Raw genomic sequence first — 17280 nt, 5'->3', positions numbered from 1 at the left:
GGCACTGCCCTCTCTCACTCTCCTCTGCTATGCTATTTTGTACCTAATATGTTCGCAATATTGCGAACAAGGAGGGATGTTCTATGAGAAAAGAAAGTACAACAATCCAAAAATGTAACAGCAGGCTAACAGCTTTGGGGCTTAACAGCGACGCTGCGTTTCATAGAAGTAAGCTGATTCTAAAGATTTACCGTGATGTAGTCTGGGTTCTGAGTGAACGGGCAGAAGAATTACAAGAAACTGCTTGGATTATGGGAGAACAAGATATAGAGTCTGGCCTCTGCTATCTTGAAAATTTTGCACCAGATATTGAACTGCAAGCCTTTGAAGAAAAAGTTTGCTGCCTTGTTCAAAATCAAATGCTGGTCAATATTATTGACCGTGCACTCCTTCGTCTGAAACGGTATCCGGATCGAGGAGAACTTTACTATGAAATTTTGACTAAGCAATTCATCTATCGGTTCAACAGCACAGAGAAAGAATTGCTGGAAGAACTAAATATAGAGCGCAGTGTCTTTTATGACCGAAAACGAGAAGCCATCTATTTATTTTCTGTTTGCTTGTTTGGATATTCTATTCCAGAAGTCCTGGAGGAGCTGCCCCGACTAAATTCCGACTAAATCCCGACAAATCCCCGACCTAATCCCTACTCCCTTCCGACTTCCGACCTGCTATACTTGGTATAGTGGCAGGAATGCGCTAAATTGAATACTTTTCTACATAAGGCCCGGCATTAACCGGGCTTTTTTCATTCCTGCTGCAATATGGCGGCAGGAACATGGCTGGAGGTGAAAACACTTCCGGCCTTTTTCTTTGCCCGGTATTAGGAGGCCGGTATGCGCTGGGAGGCGTACATAGCAAAATATCCATGACACCGTTCAAATTCGCTGACTACCAAAAATTTGAACGGAGGAAAGGATATGACGAGAGTATTCATTTGGAAAAATAACAGCCCACAAGAATGGGAGGAAATCAGTTTTTCAGCGTTCAGTAAGGCACGCCGCAATGGTTGCTTTACTGGGCGCTTTTTTGTTGAAACGGTCAAAATGTTCCGTGATGAAGATGACCGCATTATCATGGAATGTTCTCGCAAAGATTTTGAAAAATACCAACAGGAGGACCGCCACAGCCGCTATCTCCAGGAACATGAGAAAAGTCGTTCTATATTCCCGGCTTCTCATGTGGGAGATCGTGACGGCACAGAGGAAGGTTATCAGGATACAGATTTGTTTGTGGATGAATCTGTTGATACTGCGGAACAAGCAATTTGTAATCTTCTTATGGCCGATCTGCACCGTGCCTTGCAGCAGCTGAGTCAGAAAGAACGCTCTTTTATCTTGGATTATTACGGCATGGAAAAGCCAAGTACACTGCAATTAGCCAAAAGATATGGCATTAGTCAGCCCGCAGCTCATAAGCGTCTGAAAAAAATTGAAGAAAAAATAAAAAAGTTGGTTATAGATTTCTAAAAAAAGTGGCAGTAGCAAGTGAGAGGGAAATCCTTTCACTTGCACCTTGACAACCTCATATACGAATCATTAAGTTTGATCCTCTTTGGGCGTAATAGCCGCTACATCAGCGGTATATTTTCTGAGAGCTGCCACTCACATAACAGGCCAACCCATTTTTGCTGTATAGATGAGTTTGCGGTTTATCAGAAATATATCAGGCTGGAATACATCGGATGGCATCCGGTCATGGCATAACAAGGAGGAAAGCTCTCTTACAGCCATAGTCCGAGCGTGATAACAACCGTCGCAGGCCATGGGTAAGACCAAACGAAGTGGAGGTGAAATTCCTGAGAAGCAGGCCAGCCACCTGCGGCTTAATGATTACCCAAATCCCTGGGGTGTCGTGGACAAGTAAGGGATAAAACAGGCGCTAAATTGAAGGAGACTCTGTAATTTGCAGAGCCTCCTTTTTACATAATCAAATCTCAAAACATAGGAGGATGAACATGAAAGAAGATTGGATTTATAAGCGTGGGGATTTATATTATGCCAATTTGAACCCTTATTTTGGATCAGAGCAAGGCGGCACCCGTCCTGTCCTGGTTCTTCAAAACAATGTGGGGAATTTTTTCTGCCCCACTTTGATCGTGGCTCCGCTCACCAGTAAATGGATTAAGAAAAAGGAGCTGCCCACACACTATGCACTGGAGAGCGTTCCAGAGCTTGGACTGAAATCTGTTGTTCTGCTGGAGCAAATCAAAACGATTGATAAAAGGCGTGTTTTATCGTACATTGGGCGCGTATCTCGCGAAGAAATGAGAGCGATTGATGATGCTCTGCAAGTTAGTTTAGATATTCATATTCCGGAGGAAATGGAGGCTCCGTAAGGCCACTTACCGGATAAAGGAGGCGTTTTTATGTTTGAAGCAAGAATTGCGGAATTGAACCGCTTTAATGAACAAAATCCTGTCAGCTATGACAAAAGAACCTATACGGTCGATGAGATTCAGGACATTCTGGGTATCAGTCGTCCCACAGCATATAATCTGGTAAAACAAGGTGTATTCCACAGCGTCAGAGTCGGCGGTCATATCCGCATTTCCAAAAAGAGCTTTGATGACTGGCTGGATCACACAGATGAATGATTTGTCAAGGATGCCGATCTCCAAATCGACATCCTTAACTTTTTTTCTGCTTTCTCTTACAATGAGGCCATAGCAAGAAAAACTTTATAGAGGAGGCAAAAGCCATGCAGAAACAAAGAGTAAAGACCAGTATGTCTGTACCAGAGATGGGCAAAATGCTTGGGCTTGGTAAAGTAGAATCCTACTGGTTGGTTAAAAAGAACTATTTCAAAACAATTCAAGTGGCCGGACGAATGAGAGTTATGCTGGATAGCTTTGAAGATTGGTATGCCGGCCAGTTCCACTATAAAAAAGTGGATGGTACACCGCCCGGAGAGAAATGGCGGCATACTACGATGTCAGTACCGGAAATGGCGGATCTTTTGGGGCTGAAATCTGGCACAGCTTATGACCTTGTTAAAAGGGGCTATTTTGAGACGACCTTGATTGATCGAAGAATTCGTATCATTACCAGCAGTTTTGAAGCCTGGTATCAAAAGCAAACTCATTATGTGAAAATCTCAGAAAGGAGCAATGAAAATGGCATCTATCGTGAAGCGTAAAAGCAAATATTCTGTGGTGTATGATTACACAGATGAAAACGGAAAACGCAGACAGCGTTGGGAAACCTTCAGCACAAATGCAGAAGCAAAAAAACGAAAAAAGCAAATTGAGTATGAGCAGGACTCTGGAACCTTCTTTATTCCTACGGCAAAGACCCTGAACGATCTGCTCGATGAATATATGTCCATCTATGGTGTAAATACCTGGGCAATGTCAACATATGAAAGCCGCCGTGGTTTGGCGAGAAACTACATAACTCCTATTATCGGAGATATGTTACTATCCGACATCACTCCAAGGATGATGGATAAGTATTACCGCGATCTGCTCTCTGTGAAAACGGTAAGCGTCAACAACCGCAAACCCACAAGCGAATATCTGACCCCGCATACAGTAAGAGAAATTCACAAGCTACTTCGCAGTGCCTTTAATCAGGCGGTGCGTTGGGAACTAATCAGCCGTAACCCTGTTCTGAATGCGACACTTCCCAAAGAAGAACATAAAGAACGGGATATATGGACTGCCGAAACGCTGAGCAAGGCGATGGAAGTCTGTGATGATCCTATCCTCTCCCTTGCCTTAAATCTGGCGTTCTCCTGCTCTTTACGCATTGGCGAAATGCTTGGCCTTACCTGGGACTGCATTGATATTGCACCACAGAGCATAGAAAATGGTTCAGCTTATATATTCGTCAACAAAGAGCTGCAACGGGTTACACGAGGTGCATTGGACGATTTGAGCGACAAAGGTGTTATTAAGAAGTTTCCACCTTGCATAGCCAGTACCCATACTGCTCTGGTCCTGAAAGAGCCTAAAACCAAAACCAGTATTCGCCGCGTGTACCTGCCGAAAACAGTTGCCTATATGCTGGTAGAAAGAAAAAAAGAAATTGATGAGCTGATGGATCTGTTTGGAGATGAATACATCGACAATAACCTGGTCTTTTGCTCCAGCAATGGCCGTCCGATGGAAAGTCAGGTGATTAACCGTGCTTTCAATAAACTTATCAAAGAAAACGGACTGCCTCATGTTGTGTTCCATTCTCTCCGCCACTCCAGCATCACCTACAAGCTGAAACTCAATGGCGGCGATATGAAATCAGTCCAGGGCGACTCCGGTCATGCTCAGGTTAAAATGGTTGCGGATGTCTATTCTCACATCATCGACGAGGATCGGTGCATAAACGCTCAGCGATTGGAGGAAGCTTTTTATTCCTCTAAGACTCCTGATCCCATTGAAGATACAGAGCCTAAAACTGCGGATACTGCCGTCACTGAAAGTGATGAAAGTGATGCAGCAAAGATACTGGAACTGCTTAAAAATCCCGAAACTGCCGCACTGCTCAAGCAGCTGGCAAAAGCTTTATAAAGTCCCTCCCTCAGAAGAACGCCTCTCACTTTGTGAGAGGTTTTCTTCGTTTGAACCACTTTGCACAGTGACCAAACACTTTTTTTGTTAGCAAGGTTCTGAAAGCATTTTTGAGCGATGTTAGCAAATTCGCGATTTTGTTTGCAACTTCCTCTAATTTCTGCTAACAAATGTTTGCAAGTTCCTTTGGTAAAAATCGAACCTCTGACTTACCGCCTTTCTTAGCAAAAGGCCAAATCTCGTTAGCAAATGTTAGCAAACCAAGGTTTTTTGCAAAAAATCCACAAAAGCCGCAGAAATAAGAAAAGCCGAAAACCCTGATAAATCAAAGGTTTTCGGCGTGTTTGCTGGCGTCCCTGGCGGGATTCGAACCCACGGCCTTTCGCTTAGGAGGCGAACGCTCTATCCTGCTGAGCTACAGAGACTTATATTAAATTGAGACTGGCAACGATCACTTTTCCCCGTAAAGCGGCAGGTAGAGCATAACCTTAGGAGGCGTGTGCTCTATCCAGCTGAGCTATATGGACGTGTCTGATATATGATTATAGCCCGATCAAAATCGAACTGCAATCCCTTATTTAGTTTTTTTGAGGTGACCGTTGTAACGCAACCTTAGGAGACGCTTGTTATATCCATTTAACTATGGGAACAAATGCCGTATTTTCGGGCTTTTTCAGCCTTTTCGGTCACGGCAACCAACTTTATGAACTCAATCACTTTCGTGATGAATCATCTGATTTCTTATTTCGACATTTCTATATGCCATTGTTCAAATCGGACTCTTTGTTACCACCTTTTTAAGTTCCACGGCTTTAACTATGGTTACTTCTTAGACGGCATGTGCTCTATCCAACTGAGCTACTGGGACATGTAGTCTTTGAAAAACTACGATATATATCTTACCAAACAGACGTTGGAAAGTCAAGGAGGGGTAAAAAATTACCGCACGATTTGCTGGGATCGTGCGGTAAGAGTTTTTTCTGGTGATGGCAGAAAATTTAAATATAAATGTATGAAGAAGAAATTTTTTTATCTAAAACAGATTACTCTGTGAAGATCTGAATCCACTGGCGGCCCCACTCGGAGCTGTTGTCGCTGTAGTATCCAAAGCCCATCTTGTGAGCGTCTGGATTTAAAATGTTTGCGCGGTGTCCTTCGGAATTCATCCAGTCGTTAACGACCTCTTCCGGAGTTACCTGTCCCCATGCTGCGTTCTCGCCTGTAGCTTCATCCGTTACATTGAAGTCATCGAGGACTGTAAAGCAGCTTGTTCCATCTGGACGTGTATGGGAAGTAACGGTTGCGATCTCAACGGCACGCTGCTGAGCAGCTGCGTTTAATTTCTCATCACCAAGAACGACTGGGCTAAGGCCGTTGTTGGCACGCTGTACGTTTACGAGATCAAGTACTTCCTGTGCGAATTCTGCTCTATCTGTTGCTGCCGGGGCTGTAAAAAGAACGTCCCAGTAATCGCCATACTCACCACCGTTGTAGTGACCAACGCCAACTGTCTTAGCGTCTTCGCTCATGACTTCTTCTCGAAGAAGTCATACTGCATCATGTTATCAAGAGCTTCCTTCGGTGTTGCCTGACCTGCGCTGTAGCACTCACCAACAAAATTATCTGCGATATTGTTGTCATCGAGAACTGTGAATTCGCGGCGGCCATCCGGACGCTTGTAGGAAAACTTCTCTGTGAGCACTTCTGCTCTTGTCTCTGCTGCATTGTCAAGAGTGCTATTTAAAGAAACCGGCTGAAGACCATTTGCTGCACGCTTCTGGTTGATCAGAGCTACGAACTCATCATCATAGGAAGCTGCTGCTGCGGTCATAGACGGAGCAAATGTGCTGATTGCAAAAGCTGCAACAAACATTGCAAGCTTTAAAACGATACCTTTTTTCATAAAAAAAATCCTCATTGATTCATGAAAAAAATCCAAACAAGAAGAGTATTGTAAAGGCACCTAAAGCGCATTTTACAATACTCTTCAAAGTGCAACTGGCTGCCATTTTACAGGCCCTATAGCTTTGCGTCACAGCCTTTCGACTGCTTTGCCGGTTTATGAATTTTTTACAATCCTCTTCAAGGATTCTTTTTAATTTTCGGTTTGTAATTTTAAGAGGCAGTTCAAGAGGTTTCCTGAGGCCTCGGGTAAAAATAAAAGAGTGTTGTTTTTGTATAGCAAAACAACACTCTTGATGAATCATCGTAAGTCGCAACTGGCTATCATTTTACCATATGTCGCCATTTTGTCAATATCTGACATGAAAAAACATCCACAAAAAAGCTCCCACCCTGCAGGATCTCTCCCGCACGGTGGAAGCCATCTGTTCTGATCTGAAATTTACTTCTCTTCCGCCCCGTCCGATCTGCGTTTCCACAGGATCAATGCGAGGAGAAGAACACCGGAACCAACGCTCAACATGATCCAGAGGACTCTGTGCGTGGTGTCACCGGTTGCCGGGTTTCCGGCAGAGAGTTTTCTTGTGTTCTGTGCGTCAGCTACAGAACTTGCCTCCGGGAATTCCGGGTTTGGCGGAGTAATCTTTGTGTTCTCAGCCGGTGAAACAGCGCTCGGCGCGTTGACCGGTGTCGGAGAGCCGTTAGAGTTACCGTCTGGTTTACGCGGTGGTCTAGGACTCGGATCATAATTGTCATCACTGCCGCTTCCGCCGGAGCTCGGTCTGCTATATTTGTTCGCAAATACGATCTCGCTGGCCTTGCTGCCGTCTGCGCTTCCTGTGCTGGCAACGATCTCCGCATGAAGCGTATTGTCCTCGCTTCTTAAAATCTGAACCGTCACAGCATAGGTACGGCTGTCATAAGTGAGATTCAACCGATTATCCGTAATCTGCGTAATGCGGTAGATGTAGTTGCCCGGGCGCTTGTAAGTGATCGGGCCGAATTCCACTGTTCCGGTTTCTGCAGCATTCACGGTGACCTCAGTCACCTCCGGAAGCGGCGCATTGTTTTCCGCCTCGATCTTGAACTTATAGTCCAGTGACGGCGGGTTCTTTCCATCTATCTGTACCTTCACCGGAAGGTTTACAGTACAGCTGAACTCTTCCGCAAATGCCGCAAACGGAATCATGATCGTCATCAGCAATGCAAGAAGAAATATCATTCCAGGTAATCGTCTGCTTTTCTTCATACTCATCTGTTTTTCCATATCGCCACACCCCCTTTCCATAAAGGAGCGGGCCGCCCACCAGGAGACGCTTCTTGCAATGCAGAAGGCACAGTACCAGCAGTTAAGCCGTCACATCGAGAGCGTCCGACAGGCGAGACATGATCTCCGCCAGCACCTGAATGTGATCGACCACTATTTAAACAGCGGGAAGACGGAGGAGCTGAAGGCGTACATTGCACAGTACCGTCAGATGCTCCCGCCGGATACGTTCTGTACCTGGTGCGAGAATTACGCGGTAAATACGATGGTCAACTATTATGTCGATGAGGCGAGGAAATCCGGTGTCGATATTTCCGTCAGCATGGCAGTCCCGCAGAAGCTTTCCATGAATGAGGCAGAGTTCTGCTCGGTCCTCGGGAATCTTCTCGAAAATGCCCTAGATGCCTGCCGGGAATATACCGGCAGCAACCCGTTTATCCGGCTCCGCGCGAAGGAGGAGAACAGCCACCTTGCCCTGACGGTCGATAATTCCTGCTCCTCCGCCCCGGTGGAGGAAAACGGACGTTTTCTCTCGACGAAGCATGACGGGTTTGGAACCGGAACCGCCTCGGTCCGCTCGATCGCGGAACATTATCACGGGGTCGTCACGTTCCGGTATGCGGACCAATGTTTTTTCGCCTCCGTGTTCCTCTGATCTGTGATTTGTGAGTTTTGGCTGATGTTTCAATTCAGGAACCGTGTATAGTAATCTTTTGCCGGATATTCTTGGAAATCCCCCCACAGGGTTGTTTCATGAAGATATTTTAAAAGTCTAAAAAGGTCAGATTTCATCGAGGGTTATACATGCTATACATAAGCGTGTATAACCCTCGACTTTTTGTTCAAGTAGAGGTATAACGTCTATACAGTATAGGTATGCTATATCTATACGGAAGGGAGGGCATTATGCCAGTAACTGAGAAAAAATATCCGGAATGGGTTCAAAAACATCGCGTAAAAGGGACTACCGTGAAAAAAAGGGGGATTCTTATTATCTTTATAAAAGAACATCCCGGCGTGTAAAAGGAAAAAAATATCCGCAGCCAGTCGATACTTATATCGGCATTATTACTCCGGAGGGGGTAATACAAAGCAACAAAAGGAAGGTATCTTTAACAGATGCAGAAGTATGGGAATACGGGTTTTCAAAAGCTGTCTGGGAATTGTGCCCGGATGACTGGAAAAAACCCTTAGGGGATGATTGGGAAGATGTGCTCTCCATTATTCTTTTAAGGCAATCTCCAACTTCTTATATCCAGAAAAAACGAACGATGAAAAACGAATCAGATTTTCGTTATCAGTTTGCAGCTCAAATATCGTCCCTGTCCCGCAGAATATATAAAAAATGGGGCGTGGGTCTGGAAGAACTGCGCAAGTTAGAGACCATCTATTTAGTATGTCTGGATAAAACGGAAATCATTTCAAAAGTGAATGAGGAACAGCAGGAACTTCTGGAGAAAATACAGGTGGCTCTGGAAATGTGCTGAAAAACCATTTCTGACAGAAAAACTGATTCATTATTTCAGGCAGATCCCGGATTATCGATGCGACAGAGAGAAAAGACACGATCTGGCAGAAATGCTGGTATGTGTCACAATCGGATTTCTTTGTGGCAGGACAACGATCCGCAGGAGTCTTAACTGGTGCAAGAACAACCTGGAATGGCTGCGGAAACATATGGAATTGAAATACGGGATCGCCTCGCCTTCCACGATTAGTCGGATGCTGAGCGGAATTGATGAGGAATTAGCCTTGTGTGCTTTTATGGAATGGATTGGAGAGATCGTGGACTCGAAGAATACCCATCTTGCGATTGACGGGAAAGCACTCTGCGGCGCAACGGAAAAGACAAAATGTGCGGCAACTCCAATGATTTTGAATGTAGTGGAAACTGTCCGGGGATTGCTGCCTGCACAGCTTCCTGTAGATTCAAAGACGAATGAGATTGCGATGATTCCTGAATTATTGAATCTTCTGGATATCAGTGGAAGTATCATAACGATTGATGCGATTGGAACGCAGACCGCAATCATGGAACAGATCCATGAACAGGAAGGACATTTTGTGCTTACCGTAAAGAAAAACCAACCAGAGGCTTATGAGGAGATCCATACGTTCATGGACAAACTGGAAGCGGAAGCTGCTAAAAAGAAAAAAGGCGAAATTCCAGAACCTGTAATGCGGAAGAAGGGGCCGGAAAGGATATTCCGTGTACCGCACTGATATCAGACCTTATTCTTACCGCAGAGGAACTGGGCAGCATAAAAAGAATGCACTGGTCAATAGAGAACCGGCTCCATCATGTGTTGGACAACACATTCAGGGAAGATCGCTCACCTGCCAAAAAATCCCGAAATAATCTGGCGCTCATCAGAAAATATGCATATAACATCCTGCGCCTGGCAATGCACGAGACAGGTATCACAAATATAATGACAGAGATGATGGACTGTTTTTGTGACAATGCAGATTTGCGGGAACAGTATGTGTTTAAAGGCATAGCCGGTCTGTATTGACTATGTATAAAGAATACCTCTGAAAAAAGGTACTGTAAAGGAGATAGGGATAATTTGCACTTTTTTTCAGAGTAAGCAAGTATACCAATGCACTTCAGCGGTGTATGTAGCATGATCGAGACTGCTGAAAGCAGGAATCGTTGGCACATGGTCTTCATGAAACAACCCTGATCCCCCCATTATCCGGTTGAAGTTTTATCCTTTGAAAGTTATAATAAAACCATCTATATATAAATATATGAAACAACACACTTGCAAAAGGGGACCATACATATGACATTAAGAGAATGCTACGAAATGATGTGCGGCGATTATGAGGGAGTTACCGGGAGACTCGTTTCGGAGAGTCTTGTCAGGAAGTTCGCGTTGAAATTTTTAAATGATCCGAGTTTTGGGCAGCTGCAGGCCGCGATTGAGAGCGGTGACGGCGCGGAGGCGTTCCGCGCATCCCACACTTTGAAGGGGATCTGCCTGAACCTCGGATTTACTGCTTTATTTGATGCCAGCTCCGATCTGACCGAAAAGCTCCGCGGAAACAATACTCTGGACGATGAGAGCAAATCACTTTTCGCACGCGTCCATGAGGAATATGACCGCACGATCCAGGCGATTGAAAAGCTCGATCCGCAGTAGGCAATGACGGCGGATCGGAAGTAACCGGCTACAAATTTACATTGGGGATAGAATATGGAAAAGATTGCGTTTCAGCTCGCGTGGCTGGGGGAACACAAGGTATTGATATTTCTGTTTTTTTGCAGAATTGCTGGTCGCGGCGTGCCTGCTGATCGTTTTTCTTCATCTGCGTCTGTCCTGGCGCAGGTTAAATTTTAACAAGTCTTGACGACAAGGGGAGTCTTAACGGGTTTGACCTCGTGGATGACCCCTGTTTTCTTCTCCGCCCTTCGGACCTTTTTCCACTCTATGTGACAAAGGATTTTGAACGGCAGTTCGGTCTTACGAAGGAACATTTTAAGAACGACGTTCTCTGCCTTGCCCCGAAGCTTCCTGAGGAACAGGCAAAGCGGCTTCGGAAAGAATATAACGCGTGGGACGGAAAACATCCGATCCTGATGGATATCGAACCGCTCGGGATGGATGCCTGCTACCGCCTTTCTGTGACAAGGAAAGACGGGATAGACCTGTTCCACTTCCGGGATATCACGGAGGAAAAGAGACAGCTTGATGAGATGCGGGCAGATCTCGAGGCCGCCGAGAACGTAAGCCAGTCGAAATCCGCTTACCTCTCAGAGATGTCCCATGAGATCCGTACTCCGTTAAACGGAATTATCGGTATGCTGAACCTGGCGCACCGCCAGCTTCACGGGCACAGCACCGAGGACTATATCGTGAAGGCAGAGCAGCTTTCCGAGTTCCTTCTGACCGTTATCAACGAAGTTCTCGATATGTCCCGGATTGAGGTCGGTAAGATCGAGCTTGAAAATAAGCCATTCGACCTCTACCACCTGGCAGACCAGATCTGGAACCTGTTTAAGAAGACAATTGAGGAAAAGGCCGGGGATGGCATCTGCTTTTTTAATCAGATGCAGCAGTATTATCTTGATCACAAGGATGAATGGGGCAGCCCCGATACCCTGAATTCCATCTTCCCTGGCTGAAGGCGGCGAACCGCTTGGGAACTGGTTTACTCCGGCAGGACCGGGGCGTTATGTCTTTTATCCGTTGGACCGTGTTCCTGTCCCGGACGGGCTTACCGTCTCTGCCTCCGCAGGCTGGGATCCGACCCATGATAATAACTGCTATGCCGCTTTTCTGCAGCGGCTGTCTTCCGCGCCGGAGGGACTTGATGTCCTTGCGATATCCCGGCGCGTTACGCGGAAGGTTACTTTTTAAGCAGCCGCGCTATCGAGGCCGCGGGCGGCAGGGATGTACAGCTCACCTTCTCCGATGCCCACGCGTGGGTAGAGGTCTACATGGACGGCATGGGCTGGATCCCGGTGGATGTGACACCCGGATTCTATTATGATACCTACGCGCTCTTACAGATGGCACAGGTTCCCGGTGATATCCAGAGGACAGCGGCTCTGGAGGACAGCGGCGAGGAAGTGGATGCCCCGGATTCCCTGCACGCCGGAAAACGTCCGGACTCCGAGGTCATCGACCAGTTAAAGACCGCCGTAAACATCCTGTGGGGCATCCTGCTGGTCGTTCTCCTTTTCAAGGGAATCGGCATCGTCCTCCTGGAATTCCGCCATCTGATCACGGAGCGGCGGCTTTTAGGCATTCTGGAACTGCGGCGAGACGGAAGCGCGGCTCTCCAGGATCCTTCTGGATTACGAGCCGGGACTTTACACCCGTGTGAATGAGCTGATGGAGAAATACTATTACGGTGGTGAGGAGCTGAAGGAATATGAGCTGCGGCTCCTATACCGGTTCCTGACGATGATCCGGTCCAGCCGTAAGAATCTGACGCTTCTGGAACGCTTCCGGATGCGGTATGATCTGTAACGCACCGCAAAAACGCCCCAGAGCAGCTTTCCCGGCTGCCCTGGGGCGTTTCTTTATATATTCTCCTGTCCTTCCTTCTCGCCGTACCAGCGATCTTTTCCTTCTGATTTTGCCTGGTAGAGACAGGCATCCGCCCGTTTTAAGAGGGCGTAATAGTCTCTGCCGTCCCGCGGCGCAATGGCGATCCCGACACTGCCGGAGATCCTTGTACTGTTTCTTCCTTCTACGGTAATGTTCTGGATCCCCGCGAGGATCTTTTCCGCGGTCTCCCTGGCGCGGTCCTGCTCCGTCTTTACAAATACGACAAACTCGTCCCCGCCGACACGGCCCACGAGATTCTCCGGGCCCGCCACGTCCTTTAAAACGTCCGCCACCTGGCGAAGGACCTCATCCCCGGCCAGATGACCCATGGTATCGTTGATCTGTTTGAAATTGTCGAGATCCACGAAGCAGAACGCGTAATTGTCATCCGTATCCGTCAGCTTCTCGCTGATGGCGTCAAAGGTCGCCTGGAAGTTGCAGATCTTCGTGAGTGGGTCTGTCTGGGCTTTTAAGAGCAGCTCCTCCATCCTCTGGCTCTTCTTCTGCTCCTCGAGATAGACGTTCGTCACGTCTGTCCTGGAGAACAGGATCATCTGGCATTCTTTATCGTAATAGCGGTAGTCCAGGCGCTTTCTCTTGTAGCCTCCGTGCTCCATAATCCCGCAGGTGAAGCTGTGGACCTCGTTGTGTTCCAGGACCTCCTGGATCCGGGATATCTGCATCTCACGCATCACCATCTCCTGATCTTCCTCCACCACATATTTCCTCACGTATTCGATCTTGGATCCTTCGTAATCATTGCATATCACCGGAGGAAGCGGGGTTCCCGCCCGGCTGCTGAACATCTGGTAGCTGTTATGCTTCGCGTCCAGATAAATAAAATAATCGCAGGTCGATGATACATACTGATTCGCGATGGACCACATAAAGTATTCCTGTCCGGCCTTGCGCAGCAGGATATAAACCTTTTCCTGACTGTCGTTTCCCGGCGCGAACGCCAGCACCGTAACATGGTTATCCGGCAGTTTCCCGTTCATCGTCGAAAAGTTGTTGGAGAACAGACCTTTGCCCTTTTCGCATTCATTTCTCAGATGCCGCAGGCAAAAGTTGTCTCTCATCCTCTCGTGATCCGACGGTTGGATCTTATTTTTCATGTATTTCTCTAACTGGCTGTCCCAGATACATTCTTTTCCGCGGTCTGAAGGATCCGTGATGCTGTGGAGGATTGTCGCTTTTCCCGTCTTCAGGTCAACTTTGATGATCTCCTGATATAATTCCTGGATAGATTCATAAATTTCCTGGGCTATATTCATTGGAATACCCCCCCCCGATAATTTTTTAACAAAGTTGTTTTTTTCACACTTGCCACCTGCCCTGCTCCGGCTGGATCTGCTTCTCAGTATCCGGCCAGTTACTTTTTTACTCCATCATCAGCGGATTTAACTGCATGTTGGCAATATCCATGTTTTCCTGCGCATCCGCGTCCCTTACGAAGTCCTCCGTGCTCGTAACGCTGATCTTCCGGCGGATCTCATCCTGGATATCCAGCATACACTCTAAAATCAATGGGTTGAAGTTCCCGCATTCTCCGTTTAAGATCATCTGGATCGCTACCTCATGCGGATATGCTTTTTTGTAGACACGCTCGCTGACCAGGGCATCGTAGACGTCCGCCACGGATACGACTTGGGCGGAGATCGGGATCTCGTCTCCCTTCAAGCCATCCGGATAACCCTTTCCGTCCCAGCGCTCATGGTGCCATCTGCAGATCTCGTAAGCAAGCTGTACAAGGCGCTCACTGTGGTACAGATCAACGTTTCCGATCATGGCCGCACCAATGGTCGTGTGGGTCTTCATGATCTCAAATTCCTCTTTTGTTAATTTACCAGGTTTGTTTAATATCTTCTCATCGATATTGATCTTTCCGATGTCATGGAGCGCCGACGCCGTAGCGATCAGACCGATCTCCTGCCAGGAAAGATGGTATTTGTTTTTCTTTTTGATCAGCTGCTCTAAAAGCAGTCTCGATACGATATTCAGGTGAATGACATGTGGTCCGCTCTCGCTGTTTCGGAATTCAACAATCTGGCTTAAAATACCGATCATAATACGGTTGCTGCGCTCTTTTTCCCGGATCTGGGATGTTACAAGGCGGAGCTGGCGGCGCTGTTTGGAGTACAGCTTGATCGTATTTAACACGCGCTGGTATACGACTCTCGCGTCAAATGGTCTCCTGATATAGTCGCTGACACCGAATCCGTAAGCTTCACTGATATATTTCCCGGAGTCCTCGCTGGAGATCATGATGACCGGAATATCCTCCAGCAGGCGTCTCTCATTCATCACCGTCAGGACCTGGAATCCATCCATCTTCGGCATCACAAGGTCCAGCATCACAAGGGCGCTACCTGTTCCATACTGCTCCAGCATCTTTAAGGCAGCTTCGCCGTTTTCTGCCTCCAGGATCTCATAATCCTGTTTCAGGATCTCTGTCAGGAGCTCGCGGTTCATATCGGAATCGTCGACGATGAGGATCTTCGGCTTGATGGTCTGTGTCCTTAAATATTCCTGCATCGTCTCGTCCAGATACTCGGTCTTTTCCTCCGTGATAACCATGTTTTTCTGGTCTTTCGCGAAATACATCAGGCGGTCGGCCCTGAGAACTGCCTCCTCGATACTCTCGCCGTCGCGGGTGATCACACCTCCGATGCTGACAGAAAGGCGGAGATTTCCGTAATCCGCAATAGCGGTATCGTGGATCTTTTCCTGGATCATTTTTAATTTTTCGTTGAAGCTGTCCTTGCTGATTTCTGGCAGGATCAGGAGGAATTCGTCTCCGCCGTACCGGATCAGGCTGTCCGTCTTCCGGATATTCTGTCGGATCACGTTGACCATCATCTCAATGGCATGGTCACCCGCCCGGTGTCCATATGTATCGTTAATGACCTTCAGATAGTCCATATCGATCACAGCGACTCCCGCTGTGTTGGTCTTATTTTTTATCTCATCCTCAAAATAACGGCGGTTGTAGACTCCTGTGAGGGCATCCATGTAGACCATATGGTTATATTTCATCAGGCTTCCTATGAGCTTTTTGCATCCGTCCTCATCGATAAAGTTCTGGCTGTCCTGCTTCTGCAGCATCTCCATCACATACGGCTCGCCGTCGATCTCCACGTATCTCGCCGTCACCTGGTACATCTCTCTGCCGAGAAATTCCAGCTTTGATGTTTGGCCATGCTCTTCCATCATTCTCTGGCTGATGCAGTTTCTGCATGGTTCATTCTTCTGCCAGAAAGCAAAACATTCGCAGGGAGGGGCTGTCTCCATCTTGTCCAGGCCTTCCATCGCTCCCGTTTTTCCATTCAGATCCATCACCGTATACCCACGCACAAGGCGGACGATCGGGAAGATCTGCCGGAGCACTTCCATCTTCTTTTCGGCCTCTTCTCTGGTCATAATATCGTAATCTTCCATATAAACTACAGTTCCTCCCCTGTTCTATGGATTCCGGTTTAATAAAAAAGCATTTTCCTCTGTCTCTATATCTTCGAGATCGCAGGAAACTGCATGTCAGTCTTTGTTTTTTTGGTAAATTCAAGCTGATTCGAATGAGATAATCTGTTTTTATTATACCCCCATGATTCTGTTTGTTGTCTATACTTTTTATCGCTTTTGATCCATCGGTCCCGCCTTGTAAGGTACCAGATTTAAGGTACCCTGCATCCAGATCTGTCCTTTAAAACGGCGGCCCGGCTGCGGTTCTCCTAAGAGGTCCCTGCTGTTGATGCAGACCATGAATTCCAGGTCATGGCTCTCGATCTTCATGCGATAAATCTCTTCTTTTGTATAAATATTTCGGATTTTCTCAACTTCTTTGATTTCTCCGATAATGGAATACTGGTCGCACTCCACTCCGCAGGGCATGAAGCAGGAGTCGATAATGGAGTAGAGATCTTCCTTCATGGCTCTTCTGGAGATCTGGGAATAGAGGTCAATATCCTCGATGGTCAGGGTCTCCATGGCGTCCTCGTCCCCGTTTTTTGCGGCCTCGATCAGGCTGCTGCGTTCTTTTGCGGAAACTTTTGCCTTCTGGATCTGTTTCTGACTCTTCTTGATCGGAAGAAGGACCTTTCCGTCAATGGACAGGCCGGAAAAGCAGACAGCTCCGATTCTGGAGTGGTGCTCTTTATCCAGCATTTTCTCCCGGAAATCCAGGAAATTCTGGATGTAGAAGATCAGCGTGATGCCAACTCTATTCTCATCCACCATGCCGGCGTATGTCTCTTTCTCCGTGTGTCTCTGGACGGAGCACTCCTCCGTGGAGCCGACGACATTGCTCTCCAGGTACGGGAAGTAGTATTCCCGCTCGAAATTCCCCTCTTCGTTCAGCTCTCCGACGATCGAGATTCCAAGTCCCGGGGCGACTTCCGCGCGCATTTCGCACACGTTGCTCTCCTCATCGACCTGGACGCACTTCGTTATCGACGGCTGCCGTTCCAGCAGATCCAGAAGCTTTTCGATATCCTTTTTCTTTGTATACATGCTGAAACCAGCTGCACGTAAAAATTTATGCATAT

General features: G+C 47.1%; 20 protein-coding genes, 1 tRNA gene and 1 riboswitch. Of the genes, 14 read left to right on the top strand and 7 right to left on the bottom strand.

The window, feature by feature from the left end:
- Window positions 1–83: 83 nt before the first annotated feature.
- The 6 genes from ABCW45_RS13215 to ABCW45_RS13190 all read left to right on the top strand — a co-directional run bounded on the left by ABCW45_RS13215 (window position 84) and on the right by ABCW45_RS13190 (window position 4507).
- Entirely contained in the window at window positions 84–620 is a 537-nt protein-coding gene (locus ABCW45_RS13215; protein WP_002569117.1) for a hypothetical protein, read from the top strand.
- Between the two features lie 300 nt (window positions 621–920).
- The gene (locus ABCW45_RS13210; protein WP_003524839.1) at window positions 921–1469 is read left to right on the top strand and encodes a sigma-70 family RNA polymerase sigma factor; all 549 of its coding nucleotides are present in this window, start codon (window positions 921–923) and stop codon (window positions 1467–1469) included.
- Between the two features lie 488 nt (window positions 1470–1957).
- Window positions 1958–2338, top strand: a complete 381-nt coding sequence (locus tag ABCW45_RS13205; protein WP_002569115.1) for a type II toxin-antitoxin system PemK/MazF family toxin — start codon at window positions 1958–1960, stop codon at window positions 2336–2338.
- Window positions 2339–2368: 30 nt separating this feature from the next.
- Window positions 2369–2596: a helix-turn-helix domain-containing protein gene (locus ABCW45_RS13200; RefSeq protein WP_002589006.1), complete on the top strand. Its 228-nt coding sequence runs from the start codon at window positions 2369–2371 to the stop codon at window positions 2594–2596.
- 104 nt (window positions 2597–2700) lie between these two features.
- Complete coding sequence (locus ABCW45_RS13195) at window positions 2701–3138, top strand: helix-turn-helix domain-containing protein (protein ID WP_002569113.1); 438 nt, start codon at window positions 2701–2703, stop codon at window positions 3136–3138.
- Window positions 3116–4507, top strand: coding sequence for a tyrosine-type recombinase/integrase (locus tag ABCW45_RS13190; RefSeq protein ID WP_343221003.1), 1392 nt, complete (start codon window positions 3116–3118; stop codon window positions 4505–4507). Before ABCW45_RS13195 ends, ABCW45_RS13190 begins: the two co-directional genes overlap by 23 nt.
- A 348-nt stretch (window positions 4508–4855) precedes the next feature.
- Here the strand turns inward: ABCW45_RS13190 and ABCW45_RS13185 are convergent.
- The 4 genes from ABCW45_RS13185 to ABCW45_RS13170 form a co-directional block, all read right to left on the bottom strand.
- Window positions 4856–4932: transfer RNA gene (locus ABCW45_RS13185), tRNA-Arg, on the bottom strand.
- A 618-nt stretch (window positions 4933–5550) separates the two neighbouring features.
- Window positions 5551–6036: a CAP domain-containing protein gene (locus tag ABCW45_RS13180; protein ID WP_343221002.1), complete on the bottom strand. Its 486-nt coding sequence runs from the start codon at window positions 6034–6036 to the stop codon at window positions 5551–5553.
- Window positions 6033–6410 (bottom strand): CAP domain-containing protein, encoded by a 378-nt coding sequence (locus ABCW45_RS13175; protein ID WP_343221001.1) that lies wholly within the window; start codon window positions 6408–6410, stop codon window positions 6033–6035. Before ABCW45_RS13175 ends, ABCW45_RS13180 begins: the two co-directional genes overlap by 4 nt.
- 87 nt (window positions 6411–6497) lie before the next feature.
- Window positions 6498–6573: riboswitch (cyclic di-GMP riboswitch) on the bottom strand.
- Window positions 6574–6851: 278 nt separating this feature from the next.
- Entirely contained in the window at window positions 6852–7676 is an 825-nt protein-coding gene (locus ABCW45_RS13170) for a Spy0128 family protein (protein ID WP_343221000.1), read from the bottom strand.
- 58 nt (window positions 7677–7734) lie between these two features.
- On the opposite strand from ABCW45_RS13170, the gene ABCW45_RS13165 reads away from it, so the two are divergent.
- From ABCW45_RS13165 to ABCW45_RS13130, 8 genes are all read left to right on the top strand, one after another.
- Window positions 7735–8331: a sensor histidine kinase gene (locus ABCW45_RS13165; RefSeq protein ID WP_165859924.1), complete on the top strand. Its 597-nt coding sequence runs from the start codon at window positions 7735–7737 to the stop codon at window positions 8329–8331.
- A 280-nt stretch (window positions 8332–8611) separates the two neighbouring features.
- On the top strand, window positions 8612–9163 hold the full coding sequence (locus ABCW45_RS13160) for a hypothetical protein (protein ID WP_343220999.1): 552 nt from the start codon (window positions 8612–8614) through the stop codon (window positions 9161–9163).
- Window positions 9108–9899, top strand: a complete 792-nt coding sequence (locus ABCW45_RS13155; protein WP_343220998.1) for an ISAs1 family transposase — start codon at window positions 9108–9110, stop codon at window positions 9897–9899. Before ABCW45_RS13160 ends, ABCW45_RS13155 begins: the two co-directional genes overlap by 56 nt.
- A gap of 566 nt (window positions 9900–10465) precedes the next feature.
- Complete coding sequence (locus tag ABCW45_RS13150; protein WP_117484465.1) at window positions 10466–10825, top strand: Hpt domain-containing protein; 360 nt, start codon at window positions 10466–10468, stop codon at window positions 10823–10825.
- A gap of 54 nt (window positions 10826–10879) precedes the next feature.
- Window positions 10880–11023 carry a hypothetical protein gene (locus ABCW45_RS13145; protein WP_181968543.1) on the top strand — a complete coding sequence of 48 codons (144 nt, stop codon included), beginning with the start codon at window positions 10880–10882 and terminating at the stop codon, window positions 11021–11023.
- A 92-nt stretch (window positions 11024–11115) separates the two neighbouring features.
- Window positions 11116–11808 carry a sensor histidine kinase gene (locus ABCW45_RS13140; protein WP_343220997.1) on the top strand — a complete coding sequence of 231 codons (693 nt, stop codon included), beginning with the start codon at window positions 11116–11118 and terminating at the stop codon, window positions 11806–11808.
- 201 nt (window positions 11809–12009) lie between these two features.
- Entirely contained in the window at window positions 12010–12516 is a 507-nt protein-coding gene (locus tag ABCW45_RS13135; RefSeq protein ID WP_343221011.1) for a transglutaminase-like domain-containing protein, read from the top strand.
- A complete protein-coding gene (locus tag ABCW45_RS13130; protein ID WP_343220996.1) occupies window positions 12509–12658 on the top strand; it encodes a hypothetical protein in 150 nt (49 codons plus the stop codon). The genes ABCW45_RS13135 and ABCW45_RS13130 overlap by 8 nt, the downstream gene beginning before the upstream one ends.
- A gap of 53 nt (window positions 12659–12711) precedes the next feature.
- Here the strand turns inward: ABCW45_RS13130 and ABCW45_RS13125 are convergent, their stop codons facing one another.
- The 3 genes from ABCW45_RS13125 to ABCW45_RS13115 form a co-directional block, all read right to left on the bottom strand.
- Window positions 12712–14013: a GGDEF domain-containing protein gene (locus tag ABCW45_RS13125; RefSeq protein WP_117471091.1), complete on the bottom strand. Its 1302-nt coding sequence runs from the start codon at window positions 14011–14013 to the stop codon at window positions 12712–12714.
- 106 nt (window positions 14014–14119) lie between these two features.
- Window positions 14120–16177 (bottom strand): diguanylate cyclase domain-containing protein, encoded by a 2058-nt coding sequence (locus tag ABCW45_RS13120; RefSeq protein WP_343220995.1) that lies wholly within the window; start codon window positions 16175–16177, stop codon window positions 14120–14122.
- A 189-nt stretch (window positions 16178–16366) separates the two neighbouring features.
- Window positions 16367–17278, bottom strand: a complete 912-nt coding sequence (locus ABCW45_RS13115; protein ID WP_343220994.1) for a DUF3881 family protein — start codon at window positions 17276–17278, stop codon at window positions 16367–16369.
- Window positions 17279–17280: the final 2 nt, after the last annotated feature.

It is taken from the genome of Pilosibacter fragilis (assembly GCF_032490495.1).
Classification (GTDB): Bacteria; Bacillota; Clostridia; order Lachnospirales; family Lachnospiraceae; genus Pilosibacter; species Pilosibacter fragilis.
The sequence above is the reverse complement of the archived record's forward strand: the minus strand, read 5'-3'. Positions and strand labels throughout refer to the sequence as shown.